11 protein-coding genes are annotated in these 7,454 nt (G+C 67.8%); 5 read left to right on the top strand and 6 right to left on the bottom strand.

From position 1 onward, the window contains the following. The coding region (locus E1286_RS44450) for an ATP-binding protein (protein WP_132623012.1) at positions 1–435 on the bottom strand (435 nt) is incomplete at its 3' end. 34 nt (positions 436–469) lie between these two features. Beyond that, a complete protein-coding gene (vanY-N, locus tag E1286_RS44445; protein ID WP_132623010.1) occupies positions 470–1,060 on the bottom strand; it encodes a D,D-peptidase/D,D-carboxypeptidase VanY-N in 591 nt (196 codons plus the stop codon). Between the two features lie 190 nt (positions 1,061–1,250). Here vanY-N and E1286_RS44440 point away from each other — a divergent pair, with 190 nt between their 5' ends. The 4 genes from E1286_RS44440 (at position 1,251) to E1286_RS44425 (ending at position 4,817) form a co-directional block, all read left to right on the top strand. Next, a complete protein-coding gene (locus E1286_RS44440) occupies positions 1,251–1,925 on the top strand; it encodes a response regulator transcription factor (protein ID WP_165970202.1) in 675 nt (224 codons plus the stop codon). Positions 1,926–1,932: 7 nt separating this feature from the next. After that, positions 1,933–3,363 carry a sensor histidine kinase gene (locus E1286_RS44435; RefSeq protein ID WP_223190916.1) on the top strand — a complete coding sequence of 477 codons (1,431 nt, stop codon included), beginning with the start codon at positions 1,933–1,935 and terminating at the stop codon, positions 3,361–3,363. Continuing rightward, positions 3,360–3,884, top strand: a complete 525-nt coding sequence (locus tag E1286_RS44430; RefSeq protein ID WP_187368318.1) for a hypothetical protein — start codon at positions 3,360–3,362, stop codon at positions 3,882–3,884. The genes E1286_RS44435 and E1286_RS44430 overlap by 4 nt, the downstream gene beginning before the upstream one ends. A gap of 369 nt (positions 3,885–4,253) precedes the next feature. After that, the gene (locus E1286_RS44425) at positions 4,254–4,817 is read left to right on the top strand and encodes a hypothetical protein (protein ID WP_132623007.1); all 564 of its coding nucleotides are present in this window, start codon (positions 4,254–4,256) and stop codon (positions 4,815–4,817) included. 497 nt (positions 4,818–5,314) lie between these two features. Here the strand turns inward: E1286_RS44425 and E1286_RS44420 are convergent, their stop codons facing one another. Then, the gene (locus E1286_RS44420) at positions 5,315–5,575 is read right to left on the bottom strand and encodes a hypothetical protein (RefSeq protein ID WP_132623005.1); all 261 of its coding nucleotides are present in this window, start codon (positions 5,573–5,575) and stop codon (positions 5,315–5,317) included. A gap of 369 nt (positions 5,576–5,944) precedes the next feature. On the opposite strand from E1286_RS44420, the gene E1286_RS44415 reads away from it, so the two are divergent. Next, positions 5,945–6,202, top strand: coding sequence for a hypothetical protein (locus tag E1286_RS44415; RefSeq protein ID WP_132623003.1), 258 nt, complete (start codon positions 5,945–5,947; stop codon positions 6,200–6,202). Between the two features lie 4 nt (positions 6,203–6,206). On the opposite strand, the gene E1286_RS44410 is transcribed toward E1286_RS44415, so the two are convergent. The 3 genes from E1286_RS44410 to E1286_RS44400 form a co-directional block, all read right to left on the bottom strand. Next, positions 6,207–6,581 (bottom strand): nuclear transport factor 2 family protein, encoded by a 375-nt coding sequence (locus tag E1286_RS44410; RefSeq protein ID WP_132623001.1) that lies wholly within the window; start codon positions 6,579–6,581, stop codon positions 6,207–6,209. 8 nt (positions 6,582–6,589) lie between these two features. Further along, entirely contained in the window at positions 6,590–6,886 is a 297-nt protein-coding gene (locus E1286_RS44405) for a DUF952 domain-containing protein (protein WP_132622999.1), read from the bottom strand. Then, the coding region (locus tag E1286_RS44400) for a GNAT family N-acetyltransferase (protein WP_342776332.1) at positions 6,883–7,454 on the bottom strand (572 nt) is incomplete at its 5' end. The genes E1286_RS44405 and E1286_RS44400, both read right to left, overlap by 4 nt.

Raw genomic sequence — 7,454 nt, 5'->3', positions numbered from 1 at the left:
ATCCACCCGCCACCGCAGATCCGGCGGGTTCCGCCCCGCGATCACCACCAGCGCCCCCACCGGCACCCGCGGCAGGAACCACTCGCGCAGCCACCCCTCCAAACCCTGAAGGCGTTCGAACCCGTCGACCAGCAGCACCCCGTCCGCGTCACGAAGCACCAGCCCGGCCGCCGCCTCGAACGCCGCCGGCGACGACTCCACCATGCGCCCGTCCACCACGGACACCGGCCGCCCCGCCACCACCGCCTCATGAGCGAACCGCCGCAACAAGGCCGACTTCCCGGCACCACCAGGACCGTGCACGTGCACCACACCGCAGCCGCCGCCGTACAACGCCGCCCGGAAAACCGCCAGCTCCTCCTCCCTCCCCACGAACGCCAGCTCACGCGCCGCCTGCAGACGCCACCCCAGCAACCCGCACTTGTCGTCACTCACCGAAACGAACCCCGTCACTCGGAGTCACTCGGAGTCACTCGGAGGACCCGGGCCGCATCCGGTCCCCGTCCTCGAACACGTAGCCCACGCCCGGATGAGGCCGTCGCCGCGGTGGCATGCCACCGCGGTCCGGGCGGTACTCGAAATGCCACCACTCGTTGTCGTACATGCGGTACAGGTCGTAGCGAGCACCGTGCTCCTCGAGCCAGCGCGCGCCTTCATACGGACGCACGTCCAGCGCCACACCCTGCACATGGCAGGACTCCGCCGGCGGTAACACCAGCATCCGCGCCAACACCGCAGAGCCGCAGCGGCGCACCTCCTCATCGAACATCCGCTGCTGAACAGCCGGATCGCGATATCCCGACGTCAGGCCGATGAGCTGGCCGTGCCGCCACAGCGCCTCCGTACGCGCCGCGGTGAACGCCGCCCTGGCGCCCTCCGTGAGCCCCGTGAGGTCCTCGGCCGGGAACCGCATCCCCAACGCCCAATCACAGGCCAGTTCCCGGGCACGGCCAGGACGGCGGACCAACGCCACCGGCAACAACAGCACCGCCAGCACCACCGTGACCAGCGCGAACAGCCGGTCTCGGGGCCGAAGCGGGATGATGCGTGCTTCGTTCATGCCGACTACGATTGGCGCCGAATATGCGTGCGTTGTCCGCCGCATGTCACCGTTTCTCGACGGCCGCCACCGCCCGCGCGACCGTGACACGACCATGACATTGCGGCGACGAAGCGAGGACACGACCGGCCGACAATGGAAGACGATGACCGGCGGACGAGTTACGGAGCGTGCTGTGAAACTCGGCGGCGTGTCGCGAGTGTTGCTGATCGAGGACGACCCCGCCGTACGGGAGGGCCTCGACCTGGCCCTCACCCGCCACGGGCACCGGGTACGCGCAGTGGAATCCGGCGAACAAGGACTGGACCGCCTGCGTACAGACCTTCCCGACGTCGTCGTGCTCGACCTGATGCTGCCAGGCATCGACGGATTCGAAGTCTGCCGCCGCATCCGAGCCACCGGCGACATCCCCATCATCATGCTGACCGCACGAAGCGACGACATCGACGTGGTCGCCGGCCTCGAGGCAGGCGCCGACGACTACGTCGTCAAACCAGTACAACCCCGAGTGCTCGAGGCACGCATCCGCGCGGTACTCCGCCGCGTCGGCCGGGATCAAGCAGAGCTCGAACGGCACGCCGACCTGACCATCGACCGGGCCGGACTCGTGATCGCCAAACGCGGCACACCCCTCAGCCTCGCCCCGACCGAACTGCGCCTGCTGCTCGAACTCTCCGCCACACCAGGCCGCGTGCACAGCCGCCAGCAACTGCTGGAATCCGTGTGGGAACACGGATACTTCGGCGACTCACGCCTCGTCGACGCCTGCGTACAGCGGCTGCGCGCCAAGATCGAGGACGACTCCGCCGCCCCCGTCTACATCCAGACGGTCCGCGGGTTCGGCTACCGATTCGGGCCGGTGTGAACCACCGGTGACACCTCGGCCAAGCCTCGGGCTACGCGCCCGGCTGCTGTCGGCGTTCGCACTGCTGTGCGTGGTCACCGCGGCGGTGGTAGCCGGCGGAATGTACGTCGAAGCCCGCACCGCCATCCTGCAACGCGCCCAGGACGCCGCCGTACAAGCCATGAAAAACCGCCTGGAAACCCTCTACCCGCTGCGAACCCCGACACCAGGCCCGGCCGAACTCACCGAGATCGCCCACACCATGACCGACCACAACAGCAACGCGATCGCCCTCTACCACGAAACCCACTCACCCGGCCGCCTCGACCCCGCCATGATCCCACCAGAACTGCGACGAACAGTCGCCGACGGCGTCGTCGCCTGGCAACGCGTGATATGGCACGACGCCCCCTTCCTCATCATCGGCTCACCCCTGCTGATCACCGAAGGAGACCGGCCCACACGACCGTCCGGCATCGAGGTCTACACCGTACGCAGCCTCCTCTCCGAACAACGCAGCATCGACCGCCTCGCCACACGCGCCTGGCTCACCGGCGCAGCCGCCCTCGCCTTCGCCGTCCTCCTCGCACTCCTGGCCACCCGCGGCGTACTCCGCCCCGTACGCGAACTCGGCCACGCCGCACGCCTCCTCGGCCAAGGCGACATGCGCACCAGAATCACCGTCCGCGGCACCGACGAACTCGCCGACGTCGCACACACCTTCAACAACACCGCCGCCGAACTGGAACGACACGTCGAACAACTCCGCGACATGGAAGCCGACGCCCGCCGATTCGTAGCCGACGTATCCCACGAACTACGCACCCCACTGGCCGCACTCACCGCCGTCGCCGACATCCTCGACGAGGAAGCATCCCAGCTCCCCGAACCCGCCGGCCGAGCCGCCAAACTGGTCAGCCAGGAAACCCACAATCTCACCGGACTGGTCAACGACCTCATCGAAATCAGCCGATTCGACTCCGGCGTCGCCGCCCTCGCCCTCAACGAAGTCGACACGGCCGAACTCGTACACGCCACCCTGCGCGCCCGAGGCTGGTCACAGCCCGTCCACACCGAACTCCCACCCGCCGTGACGGCACGCCTCGACCCACGCCGAGTCGACGTCATCCTCGCCAACCTCGTCGGCAACGCCCTGCGACACGGCGAACCACCCGTGTCCGTACGCCTCACCGCCGACCCCCACTGGATCACCCTCCAAGTCCGCGACCACGGACCCGGACTCGACGAAACCGCCCTGCCACACGTCTTCGACCGGTTCTACAAAGCCAACGCGGCAAGAGCCAGATCCGAAGGCAGCGGCCTCGGCCTCGCCATCGCACGCGAGAACGCCCGCCTGCACCAAGGCGACCTCACCGCCACCAACGCCCCCGACGGCGGCGCCCTCTTCACACTGCGCCTGCCACGCCGGACACACGACCCGGACGGAGAGCCCGAGTGACGACCAGGCTCGCACGCCGCGCACTCGCCGCCGGCCTCGTGTCGCTCGCCGCCGTGACCGGCTGCGGCGTACGACCCAGCGACGCCATCTCCGCCGGCGAGCCGCCGAGCGGAGCCGTCGCACCATCCCCGACGATCACCCTCTACCTCGTCAAGCACGGCCGGCTCAGCGCCGTGACACGGCCGGCCGGTCGGCGTCCACTGTTCCCGGCGGACACGCTCGCGCTGCTGGCAGCTGGACCGACTCCGGGGGAGCAGGCGCAAGGACTCACCAGCGACGTCCCGCGCGAAGCCGCCCCGTTCTCGGTGAAGGCCGAGCCGGCCGGCCACTTGGCGGTGAACCCGTCCACTCCGGCAGGCGACCTGTCCACCCTGGCCGTCGAACAGATCGTGTGCACGGCCGCCGCCGCGCCAGGAAGCCCCGCCCAGGTCACCGTCGTCGGTGCCGGGCAGGGTTTCAGCCCGCGGAGCTGCCCGGGCAGGGGAGCGCCGTCGGCGCCCCGACAAGGAGCGGCATATTAGGGCAAATAAGGGCGGCCGTTGGAGCCGTGATTCCGGGGGAGGGGTTGAGAAGCGGGCGATTTCCGGCGTGGAACCAGCCGTTCGCCGTTGTCGTGGCACAGTCGTGGCACAGGGGGAGTCGCGGGGTTCGTACGGCGAGGAGGCGGAGCCGTGCTGGGCCGTTGTGGTGCCGATGTCTGTCCTGTCTCAAGCAAAGTGGTCCCGTCTCACTAAAGCGGCCCCGTGGTTGGAGCCTGTGAAGTGGACGTTCACGCGTAGTGCCTGGTCAGGCTGTTAAGTCGTCTCACCAAAATGGCCCTGCGATCGCGTGCGAGCGGTGCTCGTACCACGATTTGTCATAGCCCCCACCTGCCGTCCTATGGTTTGGGGGTGAGCAACTCGACTGCGGCTGCCGTCCTCACAACCGACGATCTGGCCGAAGCGATACGTGCGGTTCATACCTTGTTGGGCATCGCAGACGTCAGTCAGGCGGAGGTCGACTTCGAAGCTGTGATCAGGTCGTCGGATGTTCTAGCGCGAGCACGTCACGTACTGCCCGACCTCGAGTGGTGGGCGTCGGCCGACAAGGAGCACGGCTCGTCGGAGGTCGGCGACGACCCTGCGAACTGTCTGCCGATCCGAGTATTCGACTGGTGCCGTCCGCTGGACCGCGCCGAGCCATTCATCGCAGCTCTGGGCCCCGATCCAGCAGCTGTCCGGTGGGATCTGAACGCATGGCCCGCGGTCCCTGAAGCGGGACTGGAGGACGTCTCGCAGAAATACGCCTATCTCACGTTCACGGTCAACTCCCGGGACCTCTACCAGAACGAGCTGTCGCAGGACCACACCGTCCACGTGCACGTCCGGAGCGGCGACCAGACCGCCCGCGTCCAGTGGCTCGCCAACCAAGTGGGTGGCCGGTTCGCAGGCAGGGTGGAGTTGGCACCTCTCTAACCACCGAGCAAACCGACACGGCGGATGCCTCGTCGAGGGCGTAGCCGGCGGCACCTTGCATCGCAGCACTCGTCATCGGCGGCGCCGCCGGGGGCAGGGACAGGGACAGTATCTGCGGTCAAGATCACGCGCTTCCGGATCAATGAGTGTCCAGGTAAGCATGCTCGTTGGCGGCGAAGACTGCCGACAGCGACCTCGGCGCCTGGCCTGACCGAACGGGGTGGGCCAGGGCCTCCACCCAGTGGCGGAGAGGATCGAAGCCGTCTGCCGCACGACGTAGGCGATCGACTGTATGGACCAGAAACGAGGTCCGAGGGCCATGTGCTGAGACGAAATCACGTGCGGGCCACTTTTAGTGAGACTGGGGCCACGTTCCGAGACGGGACAATGTCACGATTTATGGGCCAATAGGCTCTATGTCCTATACCGAACAGAATCCACCTTCTGTTTGGTATGGGATATAAGCGCGCTTTACGGGGCCGTGCCGGCCTGGGGGGTCATAAGCGGTTGACGAACCTGGCGGCGGCGCGGTGGCTCATGCCGGTCTCGCCGCGTACGAGGAAGACGGCTTCCTGGATCTGCCCGAGAGCCTTGAGCTCGCGGGCCTGGTCGACGAGATCGACGCTGATTCCGGGACGGTTGCGCGGCCGGTATGTGAGACGTACGGCGAGAATGATCAGCCAGATGGCGGCCGCGGTGAGGACGGCGCTGAGCGCGATGATGCCGGGGCTGATCTGCAGTGCGATCTGGGCGGGCATGCGGGGCGTCTTCCCGGGTGCGGGCGGTTTATGCGGGCCCTCCGGTCGATGCTCGATAATGAACATTATGTCAAGTAGACCGTTCCGGAAGGGGTGAGCGCTCCCCTGGACGCGTGGGACTGGCGGGACAGTTTTCCGATTCGGCGCGGCCTGTCGGTGGCGGTCGGTGCGGCGGGCGGGAGTCGCGTGGTGTGTGGCCGCGGTGCTGGTGAGCAGGGACTTCGCCGGCCGGTGTCCGGCCGCTCGTCTCCCCGGCTCGTGATCATGCCGGTGTTGACGGTTCGGTTGACGTTCGGTTGATTCGCTGTCCTTGTCGGGTTGCGCGATTTAGGGTGGAGTTTCTGCTATTCGCGCGGAGAGGAGCAGCACGTGGGAAACGAGTCGGTGTTATGTCCGGTGTGTCAGGGTGTTCGGCCCGCGTCCGGTAAGGAGTCGTACACGCCGTTGCGTGGGCGGCTGATCGTGACGAACGGTTATTGCGCGGGCGGGTGTGCCGAGCGGCGGGCCGAGGTGGTGGATCAGGTCGCTGATCAGGTGGCGGGGCGGCCGGTGGATGAGTCTCAGGTGCGGGCGCAGCAGGTGGAGCGTCCGCGTCCGGTGGTGTCGCAGGTGCGGGGGCCGCGCTGACAGGTCAGTGGTGTCCTTCGGTGGTGTGCCAGTAGTCGCGGGTTCGTACGGCGAGGCCGTCAGGGTCGAAGCGGGCGAAGACGCAGCCGGCCAGGGTGATGGGGCGGCCGTTTTCGTGGGCGTGGACGCGGAATTCGATGGCGGCTTGGTCGCCGTCGACGATGGGGGTGGCGAAGGTGGCGTGGGGGTCGGTTTCGCCGGTGAAGGACCAGCGGATGTAGTCGGCGATGGCCTGTTTGCCCTGGTGTGGGGGGCGGAAGGGCATGCTGGTGTGGACGGCGTCGTCGTGGTAGAGGGCGATGATGGCGTCGGTGTCGTGGTGGGTCCAGCCGTGTTGCCAGGTGTGGGCGAAGCGCTGGGCGGCGGTGCGGGTGTCCACGCGGTCCTTCAGGGTGTGTAGGGGTGTACGGCGGTGACCGCGGTGATGGGCAGGGGTCCGTACAGGTGGGGGTAGCCGTTCTCGGTGCGGATGTCGAGGCCGGTGGGGTCGATGTCGAGGACGAGCAGCGGCTCGGTGACGTGGCTGTAGTAGGCGGTGTGGACGGCGCGTAGCTGGGTGTGGTCGCGGCTGCAGTGGATGAAGCCTTCGTGGTCGAGGGTGCGGCCGAGGGTGGAGATGCGGTACTCCCCCGCGTGCTGGGCGTTTTCCCAGTCGGTGCGGAGGGCGAGGTGGTGGATGGTCATGGTGTCCATTCGGTGGCGAGGACGGCGTAGATGGGTTCGCTGGACCATTCGCCTTTGACGAATTCGTTCTCGATGAGGGTGGCTTCGCGGCGCATGTGGAGTTTTTCCAGGACGCGGGCGGAGGCGGTGTTGCGGGCGTCGAGGCGGCCGACGATGCGGTGGAGGCCGAGGGCGGTGAAGCCGAGGTGGAGCAGGGCGCGGGCGGCTTCGGCGGCGTAGCCGTGGCCGTGGTGGGCGGGGTTGAGGACGTAGCCGATCTCGCCTTGGCGGTGTTGTTCGCTGGTCCAGATGAGCAGGCAGTTGCCGATGAGGTGGCCGGTGTCGCGCAGGGTGACGGCGAGGTCGATGGCGTCGCCTTCGTGGTGGATGGCGGTGCGGTTGATCTTTTTGTCGAGGAGGTCGCGGGTGGTGTCGCGGTCGCGTGGGTCCCAGTAGAGGTAGCGGGTGACGTCGGGGCGGGATTCGTAGGCGTGCAGGGCGTCGAGGTCGGCGGTGGTGAAGGGGCGCAGGGTCAGCCGGGGGGTGGTGATCGGATAGTGGGGTGTGAGCACGGGGGCAGTGTAGGGAG

It is taken from the genome of Nonomuraea terrae (genome assembly GCF_004348995.1).
In the GTDB taxonomy this organism is placed as follows: domain Bacteria; phylum Actinomycetota; class Actinomycetes; order Streptosporangiales; family Streptosporangiaceae; genus Nonomuraea; species Nonomuraea terrae.
Note: the sequence above shows the minus strand (reverse complement) of the source record. Positions and strands in the feature narration are given on the sequence as shown.